Source organism: Plantibacter sp. VKM Ac-2876 (genome assembly GCF_015350715.1).
GTDB classification, from domain to species: Bacteria; Actinomycetota; Actinomycetes; order Actinomycetales; family Microbacteriaceae; genus Plantibacter; species Plantibacter auratus.
In genome coordinates, this window is the sequence record NZ_JADKSI010000004.1 from 410,980 (window position 1) to 435,851 (window position 24,872).

At 68.4% G+C, this 24,872-nt stretch carries 21 protein-coding genes; 10 read left to right on the forward strand and 11 right to left on the reverse strand.

All coding sequences use genetic code 11. The features are described from left to right. Positions 1-80 precede the first annotated feature (80 nt). The 4 genes from ITJ62_RS18345 to ITJ62_RS18360 form a co-directional block, all read right to left on the reverse strand. The gene (locus ITJ62_RS18345; RefSeq protein WP_228498779.1) at positions 81-1,187 is read right to left on the reverse strand and encodes a BMP family protein; all 1,107 of its coding nucleotides are present in this window, start codon (positions 1,185-1,187) and stop codon (positions 81-83) included. A gap of 251 nt (positions 1,188-1,438) precedes the next feature. Next, entirely contained in the window at positions 1,439-1,789 is a 351-nt protein-coding gene (locus ITJ62_RS18350; protein WP_194605249.1) for a VOC family protein, read from the reverse strand. A 104-nt stretch (positions 1,790-1,893) separates the two neighbouring features. Then, positions 1,894-2,148 carry a hypothetical protein gene (locus ITJ62_RS18355; RefSeq protein WP_194605252.1) on the reverse strand — a complete coding sequence of 85 codons (255 nt, stop codon included), beginning with the start codon at positions 2,146-2,148 and terminating at the stop codon, positions 1,894-1,896. 128 nt (positions 2,149-2,276) lie between these two features. Continuing rightward, a complete protein-coding gene (locus ITJ62_RS18360; protein ID WP_194605255.1) occupies positions 2,277-3,965 on the reverse strand; it encodes an ABC-F family ATP-binding cassette domain-containing protein in 1,689 nt (562 codons plus the stop codon). A 275-nt stretch (positions 3,966-4,240) separates the two neighbouring features. Here ITJ62_RS18360 and ITJ62_RS18365 point away from each other — a divergent pair, with 275 nt between their 5' ends. Beyond that, positions 4,241-5,251, forward strand: a complete 1,011-nt coding sequence (locus tag ITJ62_RS18365; RefSeq protein WP_194605258.1) for a hypothetical protein — start codon at positions 4,241-4,243, stop codon at positions 5,249-5,251. A 70-nt stretch (positions 5,252-5,321) separates the two neighbouring features. Here the strand turns inward: ITJ62_RS18365 and ITJ62_RS18370 are convergent, their stop codons facing one another. After that, on the reverse strand, positions 5,322-5,810 hold the full coding sequence (locus ITJ62_RS18370) for a hypothetical protein (RefSeq protein ID WP_137243432.1): 489 nt from the start codon (positions 5,808-5,810) through the stop codon (positions 5,322-5,324). A 13-nt stretch (positions 5,811-5,823) separates the two neighbouring features. Further along, entirely contained in the window at positions 5,824-6,939 is a 1,116-nt protein-coding gene (locus ITJ62_RS18375) for a mannose-1-phosphate guanylyltransferase (RefSeq protein ID WP_064294827.1), read from the reverse strand. Positions 6,940-7,046: 107 nt separating this feature from the next. On the opposite strand from ITJ62_RS18375, the gene ITJ62_RS18380 reads away from it, so the two are divergent. The 5 genes from ITJ62_RS18380 to ITJ62_RS18400 all read left to right on the forward strand — a co-directional run bounded on the left by ITJ62_RS18380 (position 7,047) and on the right by ITJ62_RS18400 (position 11,839). Beyond that, positions 7,047-8,171 (forward strand): magnesium and cobalt transport protein CorA, encoded by a 1,125-nt coding sequence (locus tag ITJ62_RS18380; protein WP_194605261.1) that lies wholly within the window; start codon positions 7,047-7,049, stop codon positions 8,169-8,171. 224 nt (positions 8,172-8,395) lie between these two features. Continuing rightward, complete coding sequence (gene sdhC, locus ITJ62_RS18385) at positions 8,396-8,794, forward strand: succinate dehydrogenase, cytochrome b556 subunit (RefSeq protein WP_079003985.1); 399 nt, start codon at positions 8,396-8,398, stop codon at positions 8,792-8,794. Continuing rightward, positions 8,794-9,240 carry a succinate dehydrogenase hydrophobic membrane anchor subunit gene (locus ITJ62_RS18390; RefSeq protein ID WP_064294824.1) on the forward strand — a complete coding sequence of 149 codons (447 nt, stop codon included), beginning with the start codon at positions 8,794-8,796 and terminating at the stop codon, positions 9,238-9,240. The genes sdhC and ITJ62_RS18390 overlap by 1 nt, the downstream gene beginning before the upstream one ends. A 26-nt stretch (positions 9,241-9,266) precedes the next feature. Continuing rightward, positions 9,267-11,069, forward strand: a complete 1,803-nt coding sequence (sdhA, locus tag ITJ62_RS18395; protein ID WP_086474106.1) for a succinate dehydrogenase flavoprotein subunit — start codon at positions 9,267-9,269, stop codon at positions 11,067-11,069. Between the two features lie 2 nt (positions 11,070-11,071). Next, on the forward strand, positions 11,072-11,839 hold the full coding sequence (locus ITJ62_RS18400) for a succinate dehydrogenase iron-sulfur subunit (protein WP_064294822.1): 768 nt from the start codon (positions 11,072-11,074) through the stop codon (positions 11,837-11,839). An 84-nt stretch (positions 11,840-11,923) separates the two neighbouring features. Here ITJ62_RS18400 and ptsP read toward each other — a convergent pair whose 3' ends face one another. Beyond that, positions 11,924-13,582, reverse strand: coding sequence for a phosphoenolpyruvate--protein phosphotransferase (gene ptsP, locus ITJ62_RS18405; RefSeq protein ID WP_194605264.1), 1,659 nt, complete (start codon positions 13,580-13,582; stop codon positions 11,924-11,926). Positions 13,583-13,639: 57 nt separating this feature from the next. Here ptsP and ITJ62_RS18410 point away from each other — a divergent pair, with 57 nt between their 5' ends. From ITJ62_RS18410 to trpS, 3 genes are all read left to right on the forward strand, one after another. Continuing rightward, a complete protein-coding gene (locus ITJ62_RS18410) occupies positions 13,640-14,947 on the forward strand; it encodes a YihY/virulence factor BrkB family protein (protein WP_194605266.1) in 1,308 nt (435 codons plus the stop codon). 9 nt (positions 14,948-14,956) lie between these two features. Further along, on the forward strand, positions 14,957-15,802 hold the full coding sequence (locus ITJ62_RS18415; protein ID WP_194605269.1) for an exodeoxyribonuclease III: 846 nt from the start codon (positions 14,957-14,959) through the stop codon (positions 15,800-15,802). Positions 15,803-15,873: 71 nt separating this feature from the next. Continuing rightward, a complete protein-coding gene (trpS, locus tag ITJ62_RS18420) occupies positions 15,874-16,878 on the forward strand; it encodes a tryptophan--tRNA ligase (RefSeq protein ID WP_079002883.1) in 1,005 nt (334 codons plus the stop codon). A gap of 1,411 nt (positions 16,879-18,289) precedes the next feature. Here trpS and glpK read toward each other — a convergent pair. From glpK to ITJ62_RS18435, 3 genes are all read right to left on the reverse strand, one after another. Beyond that, on the reverse strand, positions 18,290-19,804 hold the full coding sequence (gene glpK / locus ITJ62_RS18425) for a glycerol kinase GlpK (protein WP_079707342.1): 1,515 nt from the start codon (positions 19,802-19,804) through the stop codon (positions 18,290-18,292). A gap of 101 nt (positions 19,805-19,905) precedes the next feature. After that, on the reverse strand, positions 19,906-20,658 hold the full coding sequence (locus ITJ62_RS18430) for an MIP/aquaporin family protein (RefSeq protein ID WP_079002885.1): 753 nt from the start codon (positions 20,656-20,658) through the stop codon (positions 19,906-19,908). Between the two features lie 146 nt (positions 20,659-20,804). Further along, a complete protein-coding gene (locus ITJ62_RS18435; RefSeq protein WP_194605272.1) occupies positions 20,805-22,541 on the reverse strand; it encodes a glycerol-3-phosphate dehydrogenase/oxidase in 1,737 nt (578 codons plus the stop codon). A gap of 134 nt (positions 22,542-22,675) precedes the next feature. Here ITJ62_RS18435 and ITJ62_RS18440 point away from each other — a divergent pair, with 134 nt between their 5' ends. Next, positions 22,676-23,662: a sugar-binding transcriptional regulator gene (locus ITJ62_RS18440; protein WP_064294816.1), complete on the forward strand. Its 987-nt coding sequence runs from the start codon at positions 22,676-22,678 to the stop codon at positions 23,660-23,662. A 137-nt stretch (positions 23,663-23,799) separates the two neighbouring features. Here ITJ62_RS18440 and ITJ62_RS18445 read toward each other — a convergent pair whose 3' ends face one another. Further along, entirely contained in the window at positions 23,800-24,249 is a 450-nt protein-coding gene (locus tag ITJ62_RS18445) for a hypothetical protein (RefSeq protein WP_194605275.1), read from the reverse strand. Positions 24,250-24,872 lie beyond the last annotated feature (623 nt).

Sequence of the window (24,872 nt, forward strand, 5' to 3'; positions counted from 1 at the left end):
GTGCCGCGAACAAAGCGGGGGGAGGCCGCGGATCGCGACCTCCCCCCGGAGTCCCGGGCGAGGGCCCGGGTGAAGAGGGACTACTTGACGGGCGAGGAGACCGAGGTCGCCTTGATGGAACCGTCGATGATGCCCTTCTTGATCGTCTCGAGCTCGTCGGACAGGGTCGGGGAGACCTTGGACTCGAAGTCGTGGAACGGCGCGAGGCCGACGCCCTCGTTCTCGAGGGTGCCGATGTACGCGGCGGCGTCGAACTTGCCGCCGCCGGCCTCGGTCACGGTGTCGGCGACGCCGGCCTTCATGCCCTTGAGGATGGAGGTGAGGAACAGGCCCTTGTTCTCGGCGTTCGTCTCGTACAGGTCGGCGTCGACACCGATCATGGCGATGTCCTTACCGGTCTCCTGGATCTCGGCGATCGCGCTCAGGAAGATCGGGCCACCGACCGGAAGGAGCACGTCGGCGTTCTGGTCGATGAGCGTGCGGGCGAGCTGCTTGGCGGTGTCGTTCGCCTCGAAGCCACCGGTGAAGGAACCGGTCTGAGCGGCGACGTCCCAACCGACGACCTGGACGCTCTTGCCCTTCTGCTCGTTGTAGTACGCGACGCCCTCGGCGAAGCCGTCCATGAAGATCTGGACGGACGGGAAGGGCTGGCCACCGAAGGTGCCGACGACGCCGGTCTTCGAGTAGTCGGCCGCCGCGTAGCCCGCGAGGAACGCGGCCTGGACGGTGTCGAACAGGATCGGCTTGATGTTCGGGGCGTCGACCTTGCCGTCGAAGTCGTTGTCGGCCGCGTCGTCGATGATCGCGTAGTCGACGTCCGGGTTCGCGAGTGCCGCGTCGACCGTGTCGGCGGAGAGGGCGAAGCCGACGCTGACGATGAGCGAGCAGCCCTGGTCCGCCAGGCTCTGCAGGTTCGGCTTGTAGTCGTCGGCCTTGTCGGACTGGACGGTGATGGGCTCGACGCCGAGCTCCTTCGCCGCCTCGGTCAGACCCTCGTAGCCGAGCTGGTTGAACGACTTGTCGGTGAAGCCACCGGCGTCGGAGACCATGCACGGGAGGAAGTCGGATGCGGCACCGGTCGAGCCGCCGTCGCCGGTGCTGGGAGCCGATGCGCAGCCGGCGAGCAGTGCCATGAGACCGACGCCGGCGATTGCGCCCGCAGCGGCCTTCCGAGTTGAGATTGCCAAGGTAGCCTCCAAGATGCAGCCCCGCGGGTCACGGGGCGTATGGGGTTACGTTACCCAATGCGACGACTGCCGAACGGACGATCCCGGCTTCGCGACCGAAGCGTTACAGAACGGTGGCACCGGCGTCATGCGCCGGAAACACGGCGATGCGCAGACGCGCATCGCCGGGTCGTGCTGCTGCGCACGTGAGCAGGACGGACCCACTCGCCGGATGCGCTTTGCGCACCGGGTGTTCGCGTGCCGCGACCAGATCAGCGCTGCACGACGCAGAACAGGTTGCCGTCGGGATCCGAGAGGACAACGTAGTCGGCGTCCTCCTCGTACTCCCACTCCACGGAGCCTGCACCCAAGCCGAGCAGCCGCACGACCTCGGCTTCTCGGTCGTCGGTGAAGAGGTCGAGGTGGTGCCGCCGACGGTCCTCCGCGCGCGAGGAGACGAGCATGAGGGACAGCTGCACGCCGTCGCCGTCGCGTGGGACGAGCGATGCCCAGTCGGACTGGGGCTCGCCACGGAGGACGTAATCGAGCGCCCGGGTCCAGAAAGTGACACTGCGGTCGATGTCCTGCACGCCCCAGACCGGGGCTCCGATGGAAAGGCTCATGCCCGTATCCTCCCGGCGTCGGGGCGTGCGCGCACGGGCTTGACGGTGACGGGCGGAGGAGTCGTGGACGTCCCCCACCCGTCACCGTGAGCGTCACCCGAGTGTCATGGCCTCGTCACTCCACCGACGCCTGAGCCACCGGTCTTGGGTTGCGTGGCAGCACCATGATGCATGTCACCCTTCTGCCGTCGAGGTCGCATCACATAGGTGATCTGAGCGATCACCGCGAGCATGACGAGGATCGTGACGAGAGGAAGCCCCGGCGAGTTCAAGCCCGCCGCCGCCGCGTAGATGGCGATGACGATTGCGTCTGCGACCACCATGAAGCGAAGTTGATGCTCGAACGTCGACGTCTTCATGCTCGATTCCTCCCCCTCTGTCGCGGTTGCGGTCGCATGCTTGGAATGTGGAATCTCACATGCAGCAAGCTAGCAGATCGACTCGTTCTTGTAGAGCGTGTCAGGCAGGTACTCCCCGTCCGACGTCGTCACCCGAGTCGAAGCCGATCGCCGGTCCAGCGCCGACGGAGCCATCGGTCGTGGCTCGCGATGACGACCGCCCCCGGGTAATCGCCGAGGGCGTCCTCGAGCTCCGTCGCAAGCGCGAGCGACAGGTGGTTCGTCGGCTCGTCCAGGAGGAACAGGTGCGGAGGCCTCGCGATGATCAGCGCCAGGGCCAGACGGCGCTGCTGCCCGACGGAGAGCTGGCCGATCGGACGGTCGAGATCGCGAAGTGCCAGGAGCCCGAGACCCGCGAGCGGGGTGCGCGCTGCACGCGCCTCGCCGAGCGTCCGGTCGTAGACCTCCCGAGGTGATCGCTCCGCATCCGGGAACGCGACGTCCTGCTCGAGGAGCCCCACGCGGAGCCCCTTCCGCCGGAGGAGGGTCCCAGCATCGAGGCGCAGCGAACCGGCGAGCACCGCCAGGAGCGTCGACTTCCCCGAACCGTTCGCCCCGGTGACCAGCACCCGCGACCGGGGCGCCAGCTGCAGGCGTTCGAGGTGCAGCCGGCCGTCGACGCGGGCGTCGGCGAGGTCGAGCAGCTGCTCCCCCTCGTCGAGGACCGTCGAGCCGCTCGGGATCCCGGCGAACGAGAGTTGGCGAGGCGGGCGCCGCACCTGCTCGCGCTCGAGGACCTCGAGTCGGAGCTGCGCGTTCCGCACCCGCCGACTGATCTGCTGCTCGACGCGGTCGCCTCGCATGCCGAACGCCATCCGGTTGTTGTCGCGGATGCCCCGATCGTGGTTGATCCGCGGGGCCACGTCGTGCACCGCGGACGCGAGCCGTCGCAGCTCGGCCTGCTCCTCCTCGTAACGCGTCGACCACCGGTCGAGTTCTGCTGCCTTCCAGCCGAGGTACTCACTGAACGGCCCGCCGAACTCCACGACGGGTGACGCCTCGCCGACGGGGACCGGGCGGGACGGATCGATGTCGACGAGCCCCGTCGCCACCTCGTCGAGGAAGGCGCGGTCGTGGCTCGCGAAGAGCACCGGACCCGGCCACTCCGACAGGTGGCCGCGGAGGAAGGCGACCGCCTCGTCGTCCAGATGGTTGGTCGGCTCGTCGAGCAGCAGTGCGGTCGGTCTGGCGACGAGGAGCGCGGCGAGGGCGAAGCGGGATCGCTGTCCCCCGCTCACCTCACCGAGTCGTCGCGACCGTTCGATCGCGGCGATGCCGAGGCCGTCGACGACCGCGTCCAACCGGGCGTCCGCCGTCCAGACGTCGGCGCGTTCCGCCGCGTCGAGCGCGGCGGCGTACCGCTGTTCAGCGGAACCGTCGCCGGGGGAACCCGTGTCACCGAGTGCCGCCGCCGACGTCTCGAGCTCCTGCTCGACGGCCCGGACCTCGCCGAGCGCCTGCTCCAGCAGCTCGCCGACCGTCGTGTCGTCCGGAAGTTCGAGTTCCTGCATGAGGATGCCGGTGCGAACCGGGCGGACGGCCTCGCCGTCTTCCGGCTCGTCGATCCCGGCGAGGATGCGCAGCAGCGTGGACTTCCCCGCGCCGTTCTCACCGATCAGGCCGAGACGATCCCCGGCCGACACGACGAGGTCGACGTCGCGCAACACGACGCGGTCGCCGTAGGAGCGGGTGACGCCGTCGGCGCGGAGCTGTTGGATGTCGATGGATCGCCCGAACCTCGAAGCGGTGCGGCGGTGGACTGGTGTTGCGTGGGTCATGGGTGCTCGCATGGAGGCCCCTTTCGAGATGGGGCACGCCGCGTACGGCCGTTGTCCGACACGTCAGGGCTGAGCGCTGGGCTCGAACCCCTGGGCGGACCTGGAAGCGTCTGGCGTACCTCGATGGATTCCCGCCGGGCGCATCACGTTCGTGATGGTCTGCCGCAGGCGCGGGACGTCGATTCGCTCAGTTCTTCACAGTGATCTCAGGCTATCCGTCGGTTGTCGACCGCCGCAAGCCCTTCGCGTCACCGGTCCCGATTAGGCTGGTCGTCATGCGTGCTCCGTCGGTCCCCTCGCCCGCGCGGCGTCGCCGTGCGCATCGATCGACCGCGGCCTCGCTGCTCGCTGCGCTCGGTATCGGTGCGCTCGTCGCACTCGGCGCACTGCCGACCACGCCGGCGACCGCGGCCGCTGCGAGCTCGCAGCTGAGTCGGACGCAGACGACGCCGACGCCCACCCCGAGTCCCTCGCCGACCTCGCCCTCGACGGCGACCCCGAAGCCGAGGAAGCCTGCGACGCCGGCTCCCAGCAAGCCTGCCCAACCCGCACCGCCCACGGTCCGCGGTACGGACTTCGACCCGGGCGAGATCATCAGCGACGCGAACTTCTACGACGCGAACGCCATGAGCGAGGCTGACGTCCAGGCGTTCTTCGCCTCCCAGCCCTGTACCCCGAAGGACGGCGTGCCGTGCCTGGCGGACTTCCGTGCCAGCACCGAGTCCGTCCCGGCGGCCGAGCCCGGACACTGCGAGGCCTACCGCGGCGCCGTGAACGAGTCGGCGGCGAGGATCGTCGCGAAGGTCGCGCACGCGTGCGGGATCAACCCCAAGGTGCTGCTCGTCCTCATGCAGAAGGAGCAGTCGCTCATCACCGGGCCGAGCGAGTACGGCTACGCGCGCGCCATGGGCTGGGGCTGCCCCGACACCGGCCCGAACTTCAGCGCGAGCTGCGACGCGGACTACTTCGGATTCCAGAACCAGGTCTACCGTTCCGCATGGCAGTTCCGGCAGTACACGCTGTACCCGCTCAACGTGCCGGGTGAGTCCTACCAGCGGGCGTACCACCTGGGATCGGTCTACATCCAGTACAGCCCCGATGCGGCCTGCGGCGGCACCCAGGTCGACATCCGCAACCAGGCGACGGCCAACCTCTACCTCTACACGCCGTACCAACCGAACGCCGCGGCCCTCGCGAACGTCTCGGGCACGGGCGACGCCTGCAGCGCCTACGGCAACCGCAACTTCTGGCGGCTCTACACGGAGTGGTTCGGCCCCGCGGTCTGATCGCCCGGTTCGTTCGCCCATTCCCGGGCGAATCAGGACCCGTTCGCCCGAAGACGGGCGAACGGGCGGGTCACTCGCCGATGAGGAGCGAGACCCGGTCGTCGAGGTAGGCGTCGAGCGGAGTGAGCCCGAGGTCGTGCCCGGCCCAGCGGAGCATGACCGTGTCGTCTACGAGCCGCAACGGACCCGAACCCTCCCGGAGTGACGCCTCGTCCAGCGCGAGCTCGACGACCTCGAAATTGACGACGTCGCCCTCGGCGAACGGGCCGCGGTGGGCCGCCTGCTGCGCGATCCGACGGTGTTCGACCTCCGAGGAGCGGTGGTTGAACCACTTCGGCTCCACGGCCCGAGTGGACTCGGCGGCGGTGAAGAGGCGACCGTCGGCCGAGAGCAGGACGACCCCAAGGCGCCACGCCCGGCCGATCGGCCGTAGCGCGGGTGCCCGCTTCACGAGCGGGAGTCCGCGGGGTGTGTAGACCTCCGCCAAGGCCTCGTCACGCACGCCTGCGGCTTGGAGACGCGCGCCCGCCTGCAGGAGCAGCTCGCGCAGCGCGGTCACCGTCGATCGCCGATCAGAGGACGTCGTCGCGACCGGACAGCTTGAGGGCGTCCACGACGCTCTTCACCCGCTGCGCGTTGGCGCTCGTGGTGACGAGCAGGGCGTCCGGGGTGTCGACGACGACGATGTCCTGCACGCCGATGAGGCTGATGACCCGACCGGTCTGGCTGACGACGATGCCGCTGGAGGCGTCCGACAGCACCCGCGCGTTCTCGCCGAGGATGGCGAGGTCGGACTTGCGCCCACCGGAGTTGAGCTTGGCGAGCGAGGCGAAGTCCCCCACGTCGTCCCAGTCGAAGTGCGCCGGCACGACAGCCATGCGACCGGCGGCTGCGGCGGGCTCCGCCACGGAGTAGTCGATCGCGATCTTCTCGAGCGCCGGCCAGACGCGGTCGACGACCGGTCCGCGGGCCGCCGCGTCGTCCCAGACCTCGGCGAGTTCGAGGAGGCCCGCCAGGAGTTCGGGCTTCTGCCGACCGATCTCCTCGAGGAGGACGTCGGCCCGCGAGATGAACATCCCCGCGTTCCAGAGGTGCTCGCCGCTCGAGACGTACCGTTTCGCCGTGGCGAGGTCGGGCTTCTCGACGAAGGAGTCGACCAGCATGACCCCTTCGGCCCCGCGGATGCCGAGGTCGCGAGCGCTCTTGATGTAGCCGAAGCCGATGGCGGGCTCCGTGGGCTGGATGCCGATCGTGACGATGTAGCGCTCCTCGGCGGCCGTGACGGCCTGGGCGACCGCGGCGCGGAACAGGCGGTCGCCGCGGATCACGTGGTCGGCGGCGAACGAGCCGACGATGACGTCGGGCTCGCGACGGACGAGGATCGCTGCGGCGAGCCCGATCGCGGCGGTCGAGTCGCGCGGTTCGCTCTCGAGGACGACGTTGGCGTCGGCGAGGTCGGGCAGCTGCTGTTCGACGGCCGCGCGGTGCGCACGCCCGGTGACGACCATGATGCGCTGGTCGCCGGCGATCGGAGCGAGGCGGTCCCAGGTGGCGCGCAACAGCGTGCTGCCTGAGCCGGTGAGGTCGTGCAGGAACTTGGGTGCGTCGGCTCGCGAGAGCGGCCAGAGACGACTGCCGATGCCGCCGGCCGGGATCACCGCGTAGAAGCGTTCGAGGGGCGTGGTCATCCCCCGAGCGTACCGCCAGGCTCCAGCCTGACGACGACGGCACGGAACCGTCATGTGACGGGATTACGATGAGCGCCAGATCGAGCATGAGAAAGAACGGTACGAGCATGGCTGGACGCAACGTCCTCGGGATCCCGATCCCGTCCTTCGGCAGCAAGCAGGCTCCGCCGGCCCCCGTCGGCCCGCCTGACGCCGCGGACCTCGACGGGCGCAACAGCATCGTCAACGCCTGCATCTACCGCCACGGTTCCCGTAGCTCGACGCTCACCTCGCTCGAGGACACCTTCCGCGCGCTCCACGAGACCCCGGACGGCGTCGCGTGGATCGGGCTCTACCGGCCCGACGCCGGCGAGCTCGGCGTCCTGGCGGCGGAGTTCGGCCTCCACCCGCTCGCCGTCGAGGACGCCATCACCGCACACCAGCGGCCGAAGATCGAGCGGTACGACGAGGTCCTGTTCGTCGTCCTCCGGGCCGCCAACTACGTCGACGAGACCGAGACCGTCGAGTTCGGCGAGCTGCACGTCTTCGTCGGCCCGAACTTCGTCATCACCCTCCGGCACGCCGAGTCCCCCGACCTGTCGCACGTGCGGGCGCGGATGGAGCAGGAGCACGAACTCCTCGCCTATGGTCCGCAGGCGATCCTGTACGCCATCATCGACGCCGTCGTCGACGGCTACGGTCCGGTGGTCGCCGGGCTCTCGAACGACATCGACGAGATCGAGGAGCAGGTCTTCGTCGGCGAGTCCCAGGTGTCCCGCCGTATCTACCAACTCTCCCGCGAGGTCATCGCCTTCGAACGGGCGACGCACCCGCTCAGCGACGTGATGCTGTCGCTCGAGCAGGGCAGCGCGAAGTACGGGGTCGCCGACGAACTGCAACGCGGCCTCCGCGACGTCGCCGACCACCTCACGAGCGTCAACCAGCGGATCGACGCCTACCGGGAGCTGTTGCGCGACATCCTGACCGTGAACAGCACCCTCGTCGGGCAACGCCAGAACGAGGAGATGGCGAAGATGACCGAGGCGAGCCTCAAGCAGGGCGACGAGGTGAAGAAGATCTCCTCCTGGGCCGCCATCCTGTTCGGCCCGAGTCTCATCGCGGGGATCTACGGAATGAACTTCACCCACATGCCGGAGTTGTCGTGGTGGTTCGGCTACCCGATGGCGCTCGCGCTCATGGCCACCACGAGCGTCATCCTCTACAAGGTGTTCAAACGACGGAACTGGTTGTGAACACCCGGTGTCGCCCGGTCGTCGCGCAGGTGTCCGGCCTCTCTCGACGTCGAGACAGTTAGGCCAGCCTTAGCGGCGGGACGGCGCATCCCACGCCTACACTTGGTCCAGCGCGCCGATTCGACGCACGGCAGGCAACAACCCCCGCACGGCAGAACGATCTGCCGCAGATAGCGACTATCAGGGAGGACCTCGTGACCGCGAGTCTCACGCGAACGTCACCGTTGGAATCCACGACATCCAAACGCCCGGCCGGCACCCTGTACCGGGGCCGTGAGGGCATGTGGTCGTGGGTGCTCCACCGGATCACCGGCGTCGCCATCTTCTTCTTCCTCCTCGTGCACGTCCTCGACACCGCGCTGGTGCGGGTCTCCCCCGAGGCTTACAACGCGGTCATCGGCACGTACAAGAACCCCATCATGGGGCTCGGCGAGGTCGCGCTCGTCGCCGCCATCGCCTACCACGCGTACAACGGCATCCGCATCATCCTCATCGACTTCTGGTCGAAGGGCACCAAGTACCAGCGGCCCATGTTCTGGATCGTCATCGGACTCTGGGTCGTGACGATGCTGGGCTTCACGCCGCGCCACCTGATCAACGTGTTCAGCGAGATGGGCCACTGATGACGACGATCGCCGCTCCCCGCACCCCCGCTCGTCCCGCGCGCCGCAAGGGCGTCAACTGGGAGAAGTGGGGCTGGATCTACATGCGCGTCTCCGGCGTGATCCTGCTGGTCCTCATCTTCGGCCACCTGTTCGTCAACCTCATGGTCGGCGACGGCATCAAGGCCATCGACTTCGCCTTCGTCGGAGGCAAGCTGTCGAACCCCTTCTGGCAGTGGTGGGACGTCGCCATGCTGTGGCTCGCGCTGATCCACGGCGGAAACGGCATGCGCACCATCGTCAACGACTACGCCACGGGTCGCACGATCCGCGGTGTCCTCAAGGTCGCGATCCTCGCCGCCGTCACCATCCTCATCATCCTCGGGACCCTGGTCGTCTTCACCTTCGACCCGTGCCCCGCCGGCGCACCTGCAGACCTGCTCGCGTCGTTCTGCCCCGCCAACTGAGCAACCGAGACCGAGCAACGGAAACCGTGACTACAGAAACCACCGAGTCCACCGTCATCGACGGCATCCACTACCACCAGTTCGACATCGTGATCGTCGGTGCCGGCGGTGCCGGCATGCGCGCCGCGATCGAGGCCGGCCCCGGAGCGAAGACGGCCGTCATCTCCAAGCTCTACCCGACGCGGTCCCACACGGGAGCGGCGCAGGGCGGCATGGCCGCTGCGCTCGCGAACGTCGAGGAGGACAGCTGGGAGTGGCACACCTTCGACACCATCAAGGGCGGCGACTACCTCGTCGACCAGGATGCTGCGGAGATCCTCGCGAAGGAGGCCATCGACGCGGTCATCGACCTCGAGAACATGGGTCTGCCGTTCAACCGCACCCCCGAGGGCAAGATCGACCAGCGTCGCTTCGGCGGCCACACCCGCGACCACGGCAAGGCGCCGGTCCGCCGCGCCTGCTACGCGGCCGACCGCACTGGCCACATGATCCTGCAGACGCTGTTCCAGAACTGCGTCCGCCTCGGCATCAACTTCTTCAACGAGTACTACGCACTCGACCTGATCATGACGAACGTCGACGGCGTCGACAAGCCGTCCGGTGTGGTCGCGTACGAGCTCTCCACCGGCGAGATCCACGTCTTCCAGGCGAAGGCGGTCATCTTCGCCACCGGTGGCTTCGGCAAGATCTACAAGACGACCTCGAACGCGCACACCCTCACGGGCGACGGCGTCGGGATCATCTGGCGCAAGGGTCTCCCGCTCGAGGACATGGAGTTCTTCCAGTTCCACCCCACCGGCCTCGCCGGTCTCGGCATCCTCCTCACCGAGGGAGCCCGAGGCGAGGGTGCGATCCTCCGGAACGCGAGCGGTGAACGCTTCATGGAGCGGTACGCCCCAACCATCAAGGACCTCGCCCCGCGAGACATCGTCGCGCGCTGCATGGTCCAGGAGGTCGCGGAAGGCCGCGGTGCCGGGCCGAACAAGGACTACGTCTACCTCGACTGCACCCACCTCGGTGCCGAGGTCCTCGAGACCAAGCTGCCCGACATCACCGAGTTCGCGCGCACCTACCTCGGCGTCGACCCGGTGACGGAGCCCGTCCCGGTCATGCCGACGGCGCACTACGCCATGGGCGGCATCCCGACGAACGTCAAGGCCGAGGTCCTGAGCGACAACAACACCGTCGTCCCCGGCCTGTACGCGGCCGGCGAGTGCGCGTGCGTGTCCGTCCACGGCTCGAACCGACTCGGCACGAACTCGCTCCTCGACATCAACGTGTTCGGCAAGCGCGCCGGCAACAACGCCGTCGAGTACGTCCAGGGCGTCGACTTCACGCCGCTGCCCGAGAACCCCGCCGGCTTCGTCTCCGGCCTCATCGAGCAGATGCGGAACTCCAACGGCACCGAGCGGATCTCCACGATCCGCAAGGAGCTCCAGGAGGAGATGGACCGCAACGCCCAGGTGTTCCGGACCGACGAGTCCCTCGCGGGCGTCACCGCCACCATCCACAACCTGCGCGAGCGGTACCAGAACATCGCCGTCCAGGACAAGGGCAAGCGCTTCAACACCGACCTCCTCGAGGCGATCGAGCTGGGCTTCCTGCTCGACCTCGCCGAGGTCGTCGTCTACTCCGCGCGCAACCGTCAGGAGAGCCGTGGCGGTCACATGCGCGACGACTACCCGAAGCGCGACGACGAGAACTACATGAAGCACACGATGGCGTACCTGTCCGGCGACCCGCACTCGTCCGACGCGGCCGACCACATCCGGCTCGACTGGAAGCCCGTGGTCATCACGCGGTACCAGCCGATGGAGAGGAAGTACTAGCGATGAGCACTGCAACGCTCGAGAACCCGCCGGCCGCAGCACCGGAGGAGATCCAGTCCTTCACGGTCACCCTGATCATCCGTCGGTTCGACCCGGACGTGGACGCCGAGCCGCGCTGGGAGGACTTCGACGTCGAGATGTTCCCGACGGACCGCATCCTGGACGCGCTCCACAAGATCAAGTGGGAACAGGACGGGACCCTCACGTTCCGTCGTTCCTGCGCGCACGGCATCTGCGGCTCAGACGCGATGCGGATCAACGGCCGGAACCGGCTCGCCTGCAAGACGCTGATCAAGGACCTCGACATCTCGAAGCCCATCTACGTCGAGGCGATCAAGGGTCTGCCGCTCGAGAAGGACCTCGTCGTCGACATGGACCCCTTCTTCGCGTCGTTCCGTGAGGTGCAGCCGTTCCTCATGCCCGGCAAGCCCGCCGAGAAGAACAAGGAGCGCGTGCAGTCGGTCGCCGAGCGCGCCCGCTTCGACGACACCACGAAGTGCATCCTGTGCGCCGCGTGCACCTCGTCGTGCCCCGTCTTCTGGACCGACGGCCAGTACTTCGGCCCGGCGGCGATCGTGAACGCGCACCGCTTCATCTTCGACTCCCGCGACGACGCGTCGCAGGTCCGCCTGGACATCCTCAACGACCAGGAGGGCGTGTGGCGCTGCCGCACCACCTTCAACTGCACCGAGGCGTGCCCCCGCGGCATCCAGGTCACGCAGGCGATCGCCGAGGTCAAGCAGGCCATGATCTCCGGCAAGGTCTCCTAGCCCACACCCGGTTCGTCCGTCCGGCCCAGCGCACTGCGCTGGGCCGGACGTGTTCGTGTAGGGCGACCCGTGTGTCGAGCGACGTCAGGCCAGCGCAGCAGCTCTGGCTTCAGCCGGTGACGCGGCGCTCAGGGCGTCCATGGCCATGGCACGAGCCGCCTCGAGCGTGTAGCGGCGCAGCTCGCTCCGGACGTCGCCGAGCGCGGCCGGGGTGACCGAGAGACTCGTCGCCCCGAGACCGACGAGCACGACCGCGAGGGCCGGGTCCGCTGCCGCCTCCCCGCAGACGCCGATCGAGCGCCCGGAGGCGAGACCGGCGTCGCCGACGAGCTTGACGAGCCGCAGCACGGCCGGGTGCCACGGGTCCTGATACGAGCCGAGCGGCCCGAGCAGACGGTCCGCCGCGAGCGTGTACTGCGTCAGGTCGTTGGTCCCGATGCTCACGAAGTCCGCGACGCCGAGGATCTGCGCGGCGAGCAGTGCGCTCGACGGCACCTCGATCATCGTCCCGACCGTGCGGAGCCCGAGCCGCTTGGCGAGGGTCACGAACGCCGCGGCCTCGGGGAGGTCGGCGATCATCGGGGCCATCACCCAGAGGTCCGCCTCGTGGGCGTCCTGTGCGAGCGCGAGAGCCGTGAGCTGGTCTCGGAGCACCTCGTCACGAGCGCGGAGCGCCCGGATGCCCCGCACCCCGAGCGCCGGGTTGGGCTCGGCCTCGTCCGGTCGGAGGAAGGCGAGCGGCTTGTCGGCTCCGGCGTCGAACACCCGGACGACGACCCGCTTGCCCGGGAACGCCGCGAGCAACTCGCCGTAACGGTCAGCCTGTTCGGCGACGCCCGGTGCTTCCGCGCGGTCGAGGAAGAGCAGCTCGGTGCGGAACAGCCCGACCCCCTCGGCGCCGAGGGCGAGGGCACCGGCCGCGCCGGCGACGGACCCGAGGTTCGCGAGCAGGGCCACCGGGGTGCCGTCGGCGAGTTCACCCGGTGATCGCGGTGAGACCCGCACACGCTCGGCCGCGGTGGACCTGGCCGACCGCACCTCGCGCTTCGTCGGCGACCCGGTGACGACCCCGGCTCCGGCGTCGACGAGGACGATCTCACCGTCCTCGAACTGCTCGGCTCCGGCGACGCCCACGACGGCGATGAGTGACTGCTCGCGCGCGAGGATGGCCGTGTGCGAGGTCGCCGAGCCGCCACTCGTCACGAGTGCCAGCACCCGCTCGAGATCGAGGAGCGCTGCGTCTGCCGGAGCGAGGTCCGCGGCGACGAGGACGAACGGCTCGTCCGACTCGGGTGGACCGGGGACAGGTCGACCGAGCAACCGCGCGATGACCCGTTGCGAGACGTCACCGACGTCGGTCGCACGCGCCGCCATCGGCTCCCCCAGGTTGAAGAGGACCTGCTGGACCGTCGCCAGGGCCTCGAACACGGCGCGCTCCGCGGAACGCCCCGCTGCGATGCGCGTCGCGACGTCCTCCGCGAGCGCCGGATCGTCGGCCATGACCGCCTGCGCTTCGAGCACGTCCTGCGCATGTCCGCCGGCTCGTCGAGCCCGCTCCTCGAGATCGGCCCGCGTCGCGCTGAGCGCCGCGACGGCCCTGGCCTGTTCGAGCGTGACGTCCCCGCCGAACGGGTCGGCACTCGGTTCGGGCAGCGGCTCCGGCATGCGGAGCACGGGACCGGCGACGACGCCGCGTCCGACGCCGGTGCCGGTGAACGTGCGTTGCCCCTCCGCCTCGCGCATGGTTCGACCCTAGTGCACCGCCTCTCCCCCGGTCCGGCCCGCTTGTAGGCTGGTCCGGTGACCAATCCGCGTGCGCCGAGGAAGGACTCCGCCGACGCGCCGGACGTCAGTACCACCCCCAAGGTGCGGCTCCAGCAGACGCCACCTCCACTGGTGTTCCAATGGATCCAGAACAGCGAGAACCCGTTCATCCGGCGACTCGCGCCCCGCGCGGCGAGAGCCGAGCGCGCCACGACGTGGGTCATGCGGCTGAAGCCCTATCGCGTCATCCATCGGTATCTCGCCATGGACGGCAACCTCCTGGCCGCCGGGATCAGCTTCCAGGCCGTCTTCGCCGTGTTCGCCGCGGTCTACGTCGGATTCGCCATCACCGGCATCTGGCTCGGCAACAACGCCGAGGTCTTCCAAGCGCTGGTGGAGATCATCAACCGCGCCGTCCCCGGCCTCATCGGCACCGACGGCGAAGGCATCATCGCCGAGGAGCAGTTGTCGAGCGCCTCCCTGCTCGGGTGGACCGGGGTCATCGCCGCCGTCGGTCTCATCTGGACGGCGATCGGTTGGTTGTACTACACCCGGCAGGCGGTCAGGTCGATCTTCGCGCTCCCGAAGGTCGCCGCGAGCTTCTTCCTGCTGAAGGTCGTCGACCTCGTGCTGGCACTCGCCTTCGGCGTCCTCCTCCTCGTCTCCGCGACGCTGTCGGTCGCCAGCACTCAGGCGCTCAGCTGGCTGCTGTCGCTGGTCGGCTTGGAGGGCACCTTCTGGGTGACCGTCGGCAGCCGGGTCGTCGGTCTGGTCGTCGCGGTCGTCGTGAACCTCGTCACCCTCGGCGCCATGTACCGCGTGCTCAGCCGGATCCGGATCCCGTGGCGCAACCTCTTCGGCGGCGCGCTCCTCGGCAGCCTGGTGCTCTCGCTCCTGAGCGTCGCCAGCAGTGCCGTGATCGCCGGGGCCTCCCGCAACCCGTTGCTCGCGACCTTCGCCGTGTTCATCGGCCTCATGCTGTGGTTCAACCTCGTGAGCCGCGTCATCCTCGCCTCCGCTGCGTGGATCGCCGTGGGGCTCGACGACCAGGGCATCAGTGTGCGCACGACGACGCCGGAGGAGCAGGCGGCCGAAGAGCTGGCGGCCAGGAGACTGATCGCCGAGGCGGAACTGCGGGAGGCTCGCGAATCCCTCCGGCGCGCCAAGGGCCCGGCGGTCTGGTTCGCCCGCCGGCGCGTCCGGCACGCCGAGGAGGCCTCGGCCGAGCTCATCCGAGAGCACGGCGAAGCCCCCGAGTCGCCACCGGCGGACGCGTCGGACCCACCCCATCGCCGACGCCCGGGCGGACGCCGGGGCCAGGGCGTTGTCGGCCCCCGCGACTAAGCTGGAGGCATGTCTGCACCCCTCCGCATCGCCAGTGTCAACGTCAACGGAGTCCGCGCGGCCTTCCGCAAGGGGATGGGCGACTGGCTCGAAGACCGCGGGGTCGACATCCTCGCCCTGCAGGAGGTCCGCGCCGCGACGAGCGACCTCGAGACGCTCTTCGGACCGGAGTGGAACATCCTGCACGATGCCGCGACCGCCAAGGGGCGCGCCGGCGTCGCGATCGTCAGCCGTCGCTCGGCGGGCATCCACCGCGTCGCCCTCGGAGCCGACGACTTCGACAGCGCGGGTCGGTGGATCGAGGCCGACTTCGACGTCGACGGCACCCGCGTCACGGTCGTGAGCACCTACGTGCACTCCGGCGAGGTCGACACCCCCAAGCAGGTCGAGAAGTTCCGCTTCCTCGAGGCGATGCTCGAGCGGCTGCCCGCACTGCGCGAGCACAACCCGCTGTCCCTCGTCGTCGGCGACCTCAACGTCGGCCACACCGAGCTCGACATCAAGAACTGGAAGGGCAACGTCAAGCGTGCCGGCTTCCTGCCCGCCGAACGGTCCTACTTCGACCGCTACCTCGGCCCGGCGGGCGAGACCGTGACGGGCGTCGACGGCGTGACCGGCACCGGCCTCGGCTGGGTCGACATCGGGCGCCAGTCCGCCGGCCAGGTCCCCGGTCCCTACACCTGGTGGTCCCAGCGCGGCCAGGCCTTCGACACCGACACCGGCTGGCGCATCGACTACCAGCTCGCCACCCCCGAGCTCGCAGCACTCGCGTCCGGTTACACGATTGACCGCGCCGCGGCATACGACCAGCGATGGTCCGATCACGCCCCCGTCGTCGTCGACTACGCCGTCTGACCCTTCGGCATCACGCCACCCCACCACTCCGTGCCCCGGCTCCGGCCGCTCATCCCTCTGCGAGAACCCATATGACCAAGCCACGCCTGTACTCCGGCATGCAGCCCTCCGCCGACTCGCTCCACCTCGGCAACTACATCGGCGCCCTCCTGCAGTGGAAGCAGATGCAGCAGGAGCACGACGCCTTCTTCAGCATCGTCGACCTGCACGCGATCACGGTGCCGCAGGACCCCGCCGAGCTCCGCGAGAAGACCCGCCGCACGGCCGCCCAGTACATCGCCGCAGGCATCGACCCATCGGCGTCGACCCTGTACGTCCAGTCGCACGTCCCGGCGCACGCACAGCTCGCCTGGGTGCTCAACACGATCACCGGCATGGGCGAAGCAGCGCGCATGACGCAGTTCAAGGACAAGTCGGCCAAGCATGGGCGCGACGCCTCGTCGGTCGGTCTCTTCGCCTACCCGATCCTCATGGCTGCCGACATCCTGCTCTACCAGACCGACATCGTGCCGGTCGGCGACGACCAGCGACAGCACATCGAGCTCACGCGCGACCTCGCCGAGCGGTTCAACGCCCGCTTCGGCGACACCTTCGTCGTCCCGAAGGCGCAGATCCAGAAGGACTCCGCACGCATCTACGACCTCCAGAACCCGACGTCGAAGATGTCGAAGTCCGCCGAGACCCCGGCGGGGATCATCTGGTTGCTCGACGAGCCGAAGGTCACGCAGAAGAAGATCATGCGTGCCGTGACCGACAACGACGGCGTCATCGCCTTCGACGCGCAGGAGAAGCCCGGTGTCTCGAACCTGCTGAGCATCTACTCCGCGATCACCGGCTCCCCCATCGAGGCAGTCGTCGGCGAGTTCGAAGGTCGTGGCTACGGCGACCTCAAGAAGGGCCTCGCCGAGGTCGTCGTGGGCGAACTCGAGCCGGTCCGTGCCCGCGCGCTCGAGCTCCTCGACGACCCCGCCGAGCTCGACCGCCTGCTCGCGGTCAACGCCGCGCGCGCGACCGAGGTCGCCGAGCAGACCCTCGCCGAGGTCTACGACCGCGTCGGACTCCTCCGCCCCGCCTGATCCCGCCGTCCGTTCGCAACTCCTGCTCGTCACTGTCCGCAGGACCACACTCACCGCACTCACCGCGCGGCCGCGTAGTACCCACGCGGTGAGCAGGAGTTGTGCGCACGTCCCCGATCAGACCGGTGATCGCTGCCGCGACGAGCCCGGGCTCATGCACCACATGCTGGTAGAGCGGTCGCAACGTCATCAGCCCGCGCGAGGCGGCTCTGAGGTCGCGGGTGCGGTCTGCGACGGCGTGCGACCACCCCTCATGATGGGCTCGACTGTCGACCTCGATCAACAACGACTCAGCCACCAGGAGATCACCGCGTCCACCCTCCGCCAGGCGGGGCTGCACTTCGTACGACAGACCGAGGCTGCGGACGATCAAGCGCAGGAGTGTCTCCGGACCTGACTCGGCGCGTCCATCGATCAACGCCATGAGCGCATGAAAGCGTTCGGGGACCAGGGCGAAGACTCGTCGGAGGTCGGGCTCATCCACCAACCCGAGATGGACCGCGCTGTCGAGCGTCGCGAGTGCCATGCGCGGCGACTGGCACCGGATGGACTGGGCCAGTGCGTCGATGATCGACACGTCGCAGTCGAACGTGCCGCACGGCTGATCAAGCGGTCGCCAGTGGAGAGTGAACGCCCGTCGATCGCTGGTAGCCAGCCGTCGGTCCTCCGCCCGCGGTCCGCGAAGTCGTGAGGCGCTGCGGTCCACATGCACATGGACCCGGGTGGCGTCGAACACGAACACACCACGGGCGGCCAGGGTGGACAGGCATGCTCGCCTCCCCCCGATGCGCACTGCGGCACGGAGGTCATCGTGTACTCCGGGGAGCGCGTATCGATCGCGCCGCACGCGAACGATCGTTCCGTCACGCACCGCCTGGGTGATCTCAGGCGGTCGCATACCTTCCTCGAGAAGCGTCGAGCGGGTGAGGATCGTGTGACCAGAAGCTGCACTGTCCATCCATCGAGGTTCGGGGCACCGATCGAGCGGTCGGTCTCACGCGGCTGCTTCGTCGTCGGTCGGGGAATACGGGAGCACTGTGGAGGAGGGTCACGGTCGGGGCGTGACCGTCGCGCGCGGTTCACAACTCCTGCTGGCCACTGGCCAACGCTCAGGATTGACCCCCCGGGAGGCACCACAGCAGCGACGAGCAGGAGTTATGCGCCTGTGGGACACCCATCTCGACAAGATGGGGGTCGGAGCGAGTCTCGCGGGAGGCAGCGAGTTCGCGTAGAACTCCTGCGCCTGACCGGCCCGGTCGGCGCGGGCAGGCGGAATGGCGCGGTTGCTCCCGAGTCGGTCCTCAAGCTGCAGGAGTTGTGCGCAGGTGCACCCTTCTGGGAGCGGCACGAGGACGGACGACAGAACGGCCCGCCCTCCGCGAGGAGGACGGGCCGTTCCGATCGGTCGGGACTACTGCACGTCGTCGTCGACCCAGTCGAAGGTCTTCGTGACGGCCTTCTTCCAGTTGCGGTAGAGGCGGTCGCGCTCCGCGGAGTCCATGTTGGGCTCCCAGCGCTTGTCCTCCTGCCAGTTCTTCGCGAGGTCGTCGAGGTCGGACCAGAAGCCGACGGCGAGACCGGCCGCGTAGGCCGCGCCGAGCGCCGTGGTCTCCGCGACGACCGGTCGGATGACCGGGACGCCGAGGATGTCGGCCTGGAACTGCATGAGCGTGTCGTTGGCGGTCATGCCGCCGTCGACCTTGAGCTCCGTCAGCGGGACACCCGAGTCGGCGTTGACGGCGTCGATGACCTCGGCCGTCTGGAACGCGGTCGACTCGAGGGCCGCCCGGGCGATGTGGCCCTTGTTGACGTACCGGGTGAGCCCGACGAGCGCACCGCGGGCGTCCGGACGCCAGTACGGCGCGAACAGCCCGGAGAACGCCGGCACGAAGTACGCGCCACCGTTGTCCTCGACGGTCTTGGCGAGCGCCTCGACCTCGGGAGCGGAGGAGAACATGCCGAGGTTGTCGCGCAGCCACTGGACGAGCGAACCGGTCACGGCGATCGAACCCTCGAGCGCGTAGTGCGGCTTCGCGTCGCCGAGCTTGTAGCCGAGCGTCGTCAGCAGACCGTTCTCGGAGTGGACGATCTCCTCACCGGTGTTGAAGATGATGAAGTTACCGGTGCCGTAGGTGTTCTTGGCCTCGCCCTGCTGGAAGGCGGCCTGACCGAAGGTCGCCGCCTGCTGGTCGCCGAGGATGCCGGCGATCGGCGTCTCGCGGAGCAGGCTGTCGTCGGACGCGTGGCCGTAGATCTCGGAGGAGCTCTTGATCTCCGGGAGCATCGACTTCGGGACGCCGAACGCCTTGAGGATCTCGTCGTCCCACTGCAGGGTCTCGAGGTCCATGAAGAGCGTGCGCGAGGCGTTGGTGACGTCGGTGACGTGCACGCCGCCGTTGACACCACCGGTGAGGTTCCAGATGACCCAGCTGTCGGTCGTGCCGAAGAGAAGGTCGCCCGCCTCGGCCTTCTCGCGAGCACCCTCGACGTTCTCGAGGATCCAGACGATCTTCGTACCGGAGAAGTAGGTCGCCAGCGGCAGGCCGACGGTCTTCTTGAAGCGCTCGACGCCACCGTCCGCAGCGAGGCGGTTCACGATGTCCTGCGTGCGCGTGTCCTGCCAGACGATCGCGTTGTAGACGGGCTGACCGGTGGTCTTGTCCCAGACGACGGCGGTCTCGCGCTGGTTCGTGATGCCGATGGCAGCGATGGCGTGCCGGGTGATGTTGGCCTTGCTGAGTGCCTGGCCGATGACCTCGCGGGTGTTGTTCCAGATCTGGTTCGGGTTGTGCTCGACCCAGCCGGCCTTCGGGAAGATCTGCTCGTGCTCGAGCTGGCCCGTCGAGACGATCGATCCGCTCTTGTCGAAGACGATGGCCCGGGAACTCGTCGTCCCCTGGTCGATTGCGATGACGTAGTCCGCCATTGGATACTCCTTCGTTGCGTGCGTTGCGAGGTGAGGCACCGGAACCGGTACCCCGGGGTGCCGCGGCGGTGATCGTGTCCGGTCACCGCCGCAGCGTCAGGTCAGACGGCCGGGAGCAGCACCATCGAGGCGAGGGCCGCGAGGACACCACCGAGCAGGGGGCCGACGACCGGCACCCAGGCGTAGGACCAGTCGCTCTTGCCCTTGCCCTTGATGGGGAGGAGGGCGTGGGCGATGCGCGGACCGAGGTCACGTGCCGGGTTGATCGCGTAGCCGGTCGGGCCACCGAGGGAGGCGCCGATACCGACGACGAGCAGGGCGACGGGCAGGGCGCCGAGGGCTGCGAGTCCCCCGGGGACGCCCTCGATGACCACGGCGTCGGGGCCGGTCTTGCCGAAGGACATCACGACGAAGACGAGGACGAAGGTCGCGATGACCTCGGTCACGAGGTTCCAGCCGTAGCTGCGGATCTCCGGACCGGTCGAGAAGACGCCGAGCTTCTTGCCCGGGTCCTCCTCCTGGTCGAAGTGCTGCTTGAAGGCGAAGTACGTCAGTACGGCACCGATGAAGGCACCGACCATCTGCGCCGCCCAGTAGACGAGCGCCGTACCGAAGTCGATCGACCCCGTGGTGAGGAAGCCGATGGTGACGGCGGGGTTCAGGTGTCCGCCGGAGGCGTAGGACACCGTGACACCGGCGAACACCGCGAGGCCCCAACCGAAGTTGATGAGCAGCCAGCCGCCACCGAGGCCCTTGGATTTCGTGAGGATCGCCGTGGCGACCACACCGGTACCGAGGAGGACGAGCATCGCCGTCCCTACGGTCTCGGAGAGGAAGATGGTTCCGAGGTTCATGTCTTCATTGACCTTTCATAGGTGTGGCCGCGTGGGGGCCGACGCCGCGGCGCGAGCCCCCCTGGGCGAGGTTGCACTGACCAGTTGCTTGTAAGGTAGCCAGCTCCTGTTGCACAGGACAAGGGCCTTGCCTGCACATTCGTGCATTATGAGAACGCCGGGGCCTCCTTGGCGGCGTCGACCCGGAGGTCGACCTGGTGGGCGTCGCGCAGGCGGTCGAGCGCTGCGGTGATCTGCGCGGTCCGCTCGGCGTCGTCCCACCCGAGGACACCGCCGACGACGCGGGCGATCTCGTCGACGAGGCCGGCGGTCAGCGATCCGGTGAAGGCGAGGCTCGTGCGGCGGTGCAGCACGTCGGAGAGGTGCACGACCTGCTCCTGCTCGACGAGGAACTCCAGCTCCTGCACGCTGTAGTCGGCAGCGCCCTGCAAGCGGTCGTCGCCGTGCTCGGACAGGTGCTCGAGGAGTGCGGCGGCCTTCGTGCCGTACCGGCCCAGCAGCTGCTCGGCACGCTTGGCACCGGTGCCGTCCTCGTGGGCGGCGACCCAGGTGCGCGTCGCCGAGTCGGTGCGCGGGAAGCCGGCGCCGCCGCCGATCGCGAGTCCGAGGGTCTCCACGGGGCGCGGGGCGCCGATGGTGTTGAGCACGTCCGTGCTGAGGTGCTCGGCGAGGGCCCGGAAGGTGGTCCACTTGCCACCCACGAGGCTGAACACGGTGGTGGACGGACGTGCAGCGGCGGCCCGGCGCTCGATCCGGTAGTCGCGAGACACGAAGCCGGGGGCCTCGTCGTCGTGCTTCGGAAGCGGGCGGATGCCGGAGAACCGGTAGACGATCTGCTCGCGCGAGGTCGCGATGGTCGGGAAGACATGCTTCACGAGGTCGAAGAAGTAGTCGACCTCCTCCTCGGTGCAGACGCTCGGGGTGCTCGGGTCGGCGTCGATGTCGGTCGTGCCGACCATGACCTTGCCCTTGAGCGGGTAGATGAGGACGATGCGGCCGTCCTCGTGCTCGAAGAAGATCTCGCGCCCCTTGGTGGCCGCGTAGAGCTCCGGGTTGTCGAGGACGATGTGCGAGCCCTTCGTGCCACCCATGTAGGTCGTCGGCTCGCCAAGGCCGGCGTTCGTGAGGTCGGTCCAGGGGCCGGAGGTGTTGACCACGACGTCGCTCGTCACGGTGAAGGTCTGGCCGGTGACGGTGTCGCGGAGCTCGACGCCGTCGGCTCCCATACCGACCGCCTCGACGTAGTTGACGGCGCGGGCGTGCGGGCCGGCGGCGAGGCCGTCCATGAGGACGTCGAGTGCGAGACGCTCCGGGTCGTGCATGGAGGCGTCGTAGTAGGTCGCCGTGTACTTGAGGCCCGGGTTCATCTTCGGCAGGTCGGCGAGGGACTTCTTGCGGCCGTGGAAGCGGTGACGCGGCACGCTGCCACCGTCGCGGGAGAAGGAGTCGTACGCGGTGAGGCCGACCTTGATGAGCAGCGCACCACGCTCCTGCGGCTTGCCCTGCTTGTGGGTGAGGAAGCGCAGCGGTGCGGAGAGGATGCCCGAGAAGGTCGAGAAGATCGGGACCGTGGTCTCGAGCGGCTTCACGTAGTGCGGGGCGATCTTGATGAGCCCGTTCCGCTCCTGCACCGACTCCTGGACGAGTCGGAACTCGCCGTTCTCGAGGTAGCGGATGCCGCCGTGGATCATGTGGCTCGACGCGGCGGAGGCACCGGATGCCCAGTCGTTGCGTTCCACGAGCGTGACGTCGACGCCCTGGAGCGCGAGGTCGCGGAAGGTCGCGATGCCGTTGATGCCGCCGCCGATGATGAGCACCGACGCCTGCGGGCGGTCGATGACGGACTGGACGGTGGAACGGGGAGCTGACGACTTGAGGGACATGAGATGCCTCGCTTCTTCGCGGTTGGTACGCGACGCTGCCGGGATTGCGCGCCGCTGAATGATGTGACTGAATACATCGTGACACCCGCTGCAACTCTGAACAGCCCTAGTGAACAAACGTGCAAGGAGACCCGATGTCGCTCGCAGACGCGCTCAGCCAGCCGGACCGGACGGCCGAGGCGCTCCGCGCCGCGCAGCTGTATTACGTGCAGGACCTCACCATGGAGGCCATCGCCCAGGAGCTCCACACCTCCCGGTCGTCGGTCTCACGCCTGCTCGGATATGCGCGGGAAAGCGGGCTCGTCGACATCCAGGTGCGCTCCCCGCACGACATGCCGTCGCGGCTCGAGGCGGAGTTCCGTGACCGCTTCGGCGTGACCGCCCACATCGTCCCGGTCCCCGACCACACGAGCGACATCGACCGACTGGAGCGGGTCGCCCTCTCGGCTGCACGTTTTCTCGGCTCGGTGTTCGACTCGAACATGACGCTCGGTCTGGCATGGGGCTCGACCGTGAGTGCGGTGGCGAGGCACCTCACCCCCAAGCGGACCCACAACTCGCAGATCGTCCAGCTGAACGGCGCGGCCAACACGCGCACCTCGGGCATCCTCTACGCGAGTGAGATCCTGCATCGGTACGCGGACGCCTACGGGGCCTACGCGCAGCAGTTCGCGGTGCCGGCCTTCTTCGACGACCCGTCGACCAAGCTCGCCCTCTGGCGGGAGCGCAGCATCCGCCGGGTGCTCGAGATCCAACGCCGCATGGACGTCGCGCTGTTCGGTCTCGGTTCGCAGCTCTCGGGTGTGCCCAGCCACGTCTACGTCGGCGGCTACCTCGACGACAGCGACTTCGAGGCGCTCGCGAGCGCCGGCGCCGTCGGGGACGTCGCGACCGTGTTCTTCAGGGCCGACGGTTCCTGGCGCGACATCCCCTTCAACAACCGTGCGTCCGGGCCCGACCTCGACGTGCTGCGCGGCGTCTCCCGTCGGATCTGCGTGGTCGCGGGAGCCGCCAAGGTGCCCCCGCTCCTCGGGGCGTTGGCGGGCGGACTCATCTCCGACCTCGTTGTCGACGAGGGAACCGCCCGCGCCGCGATCGACCAGCACGACGCCCAGCGCTGAGGTGCTCGGACCTGCACCCGAGCACCCCGCGCTGCACTGCCGAGACGACGGGCTGGCTGCGACCGGCTGGACGTGGTGGTCGTCTCGCCGACGATCACGTCTCCGAGGAAGCAAGTGTCATCGACCCGGTCGTGTCGTCAGCCGTGGCGCGATCCAAGCGAGACCGCGACGACGCCGATCACTCCGTGCTTCCAGTACCCCGCGAGCTCGACGAAACGATCACCGATCAGCCAGTCCGCTCTGGGCCCGCTGGACGCTGCGGCTGCTGATTCCTCCGGCAAGCCGTAGACGGCTGACAGGGTTCGGGACAGGGCGTCATATGAAGCATGAAGAGCTGCGACGTCAGTGGGCTGCGCCTGATACGGATAGAGCGTGAGCGCCTGCTCATCATCACTCGACCACCACGTACCTGTGCAGCCCGGCCAACGCAGTTCGAATTCCCAGAGTCCGGGCATCACCGGTCGGAGCGGCGAACGGCCAACCCCGGACAGCCAGTCCTCCCGAGGGGTGCCGGCGGGCCAGCCCATCTCGAGCAAGCTGCACACCAGGTCTGTGACCTGGGCAGCGTTCGGTACATCCGGCGACATCCTCACCACGTCGGCTCCGCCCTCATCAGCAGTGCGCCGCTGGTTCTGCGGGAACTACGGCTTTGGACGCCGCCCGAGTGCCGCTCGCGTCAGCAAACCAGAGAGCCCACCTCGTGATCGGCGGGCACGTCGACGACAAATAGGACTCGCAATCCCAGCGGAAGTTCGGGCCATACGCAGGCTTCATCTTGTTCATCAGCGAGTTGCACGCCGCCAAGCTGCTGATGTTGCGTTCGAACAACGACCACTGGAGCATACGAGACGACGCGCCGGATTCAGAGCGCTCCACCTGAACCAGCTGCTCACTGTGCGATGGGCTGACGTGAGGCACGATCGTCGGTGCTGGGGCAAATGCGCCGCAGCAGATGACAACTGCGCCCGCCGCGAGAGACATGAGGGACCGCGAGAGGATTCGCATGGTGTTCTCCTATCTGTACGGGGCGCGAGTTCCCGCGCCCGATCTGATTTCGTTCCATTACCGTATATATATGTAGAATTTAAGTTCTAGTCGGTAAAAATACCTCTTGCGGGAAGCTCGAAAATCGCCGACAATCAGGCAGTCCGGGCAGCCGTGAGCATCGTCACAGTTCGTCGGAATAGATGGGTGTCTCAGGCCGTTGACC